The following is a 1,808-nucleotide window of genomic DNA, read 5'->3' on the forward strand; positions in this document are numbered from 1 at the left end:
CCGATGGCTTCCTCTATGTTTTTGCTGACGGCGAAAAAGTAAGGGCCTTTAACATCAAAGACGGTTTTGCCATCAAGCATGCCATCCGGCAGGGCTACCGCGTCGCGATCATATCAGGTAAAGACGAACCGGGTGTGCGGGTACGGCTGGAAGAACTGGAAATAGAAGATATTTTTCTGGGAGCCGAAGACAAGGTGGAAGTGTTTGAAGATTATATCTACATGCAGGGCGTGCATCCGGCTACTGTAGCCTATATGGGAGACGACATGCCGGATCTGGAGGTGATGCAGCGTTGCGGCTTCAGAGCCTGCCCGGCCGATGCGGCTGACGACATCAAAGAAATCTGCACGTTTGTGGCTACCAAAGATGGCGGCAAAGGTGCTGTACGTGAACTGATTGAAAAAATTATGAAGGCGCAGGATACATGGTAATCCATGTTAGACTATTCTCTAAAGAAATAGCAACTTTCTTTCATATAATTATTTGCTTATATATAATTTTTTTTTAATCTTACAGTCAGTTTATTTACAATAATTTATTTTCATTTTTATGAAGACAGGAAAAGTAAAGTTTTTTATTGAATCAAAAGGCTTCGGTTTTATCACAGAAGACGACACAAATGAAGATTTCTTTGTGCATGTAACTGGCCTGAACGGCGTTCAGATACAACAGCACGACCGTGTTGTTTTTGACACGCAGGAAGGCAAAAAAGGAATCAATGCGGTGAACGTTCAGAGAATCTGACACTTCTACTCCACCGTTAATGAAAAACCCCTTCCCACAAGGGGTTTTTTTATGCACATTAATTTGCTACCGGCCTGGCTGGCTTTAACTTTACAGACGCTATACCTGATCCTCTGCCTTGAAAGAGTTTTTAAACCTGATACGCTTCCCTAACCTGCTGCTGGTCGTGCTGACCCAGGCACTGGTACAGGCCAGCCTGCTCACCAAAGGGCTGGACTGGATGCGCGTACTGGAAACCGGCTTTCTGGCCCTTACCCTATCGACTGTGTGCGTGGCGGCGGCAGGGTATATCATCAACGACTATTACGACATCAAGATAGACGCCATCAACAAGCCCGAACGCGTAGTCGTGGGCAAGTCTATCCGCAGGCGGCCTGCCATGTTTACGCACATGGTGCTTTCCTTTATAGGGATCGCGATCGGGGTATGGCTGTCGCTGCCGGTCGGGCTCATCAACGTAGGGGCTGTGTTACTGCTATGGGGCTACTCGGCGCGTTTCAAAAAGATGATGCTGGTCGGCAACCTGACCATTGCCCTGTTGTCAGCGTCCATGCTGCTGATGGTAGCCGTGTATGCCAGCACCTTAAACAAGATCACGATCAGCTATGCCGTGTTTGCTTTTCTGATTTCGCTCATTCGCGAGATCATCAAAGATGTGGAGGATGTGAAAGGCGACGAATCCTTTGCCTGCCGCACACTGCCTATTGTTGCGGGACTGCGGCGCACCAAGTATGTGCTCTACCCCATCATTGCTTGCTTCCAGGCGTTCCTGCTGGTGGTGATCCTGCATCCTGTCACATCTCCTTTATTTGATGTATACATGCTGCTGCTGGTGCTGGTGCCCAGCATATGGCTGGTCATAAAACTGGTACGGGCTGATCGCAAACGCGACTTCACTTACCTGAGCAATGTATGCAAAGTGATCATGCTGGCGGGTATACTCTCGATGCTACTGCTTAATTAAGCAAGGTATACGGACACAGGATTTCAGACGTAAGACACAAGAATTTATTTATTGCGTGACGGACAGCTGACGGCTATACCTATACCTATACCTATACCTA

The 1,808-nt window shown here is 47.8% G+C and carries 3 protein-coding genes; all 3 read left to right on the top strand.

Going from position 1 to position 1,808, the window contains the following annotated elements; translation table 11 throughout:
- A partial coding sequence (locus OB13_RS16740; RefSeq protein ID WP_461491325.1) for a KdsC family phosphatase occupies window positions 1-431 on the top strand: 431 nt, incomplete at its 5' end.
- Between the two features lie 118 nt (window positions 432-549).
- Window positions 550-744 (top strand): cold-shock protein, encoded by a 195-nt coding sequence (locus OB13_RS16745; RefSeq protein ID WP_461491326.1) that lies wholly within the window; start codon window positions 550-552, stop codon window positions 742-744.
- Between the two features lie 118 nt (window positions 745-862).
- Complete coding sequence (locus OB13_RS16750; RefSeq protein WP_461491327.1) at window positions 863-1,708, top strand: geranylgeranylglycerol-phosphate geranylgeranyltransferase; 846 nt, start codon at window positions 863-865, stop codon at window positions 1,706-1,708.
- Window positions 1,709-1,808: the final 100 nt, after the last annotated feature.

Source organism: Pontibacter sp. HJ8, assembly GCF_054824225.1.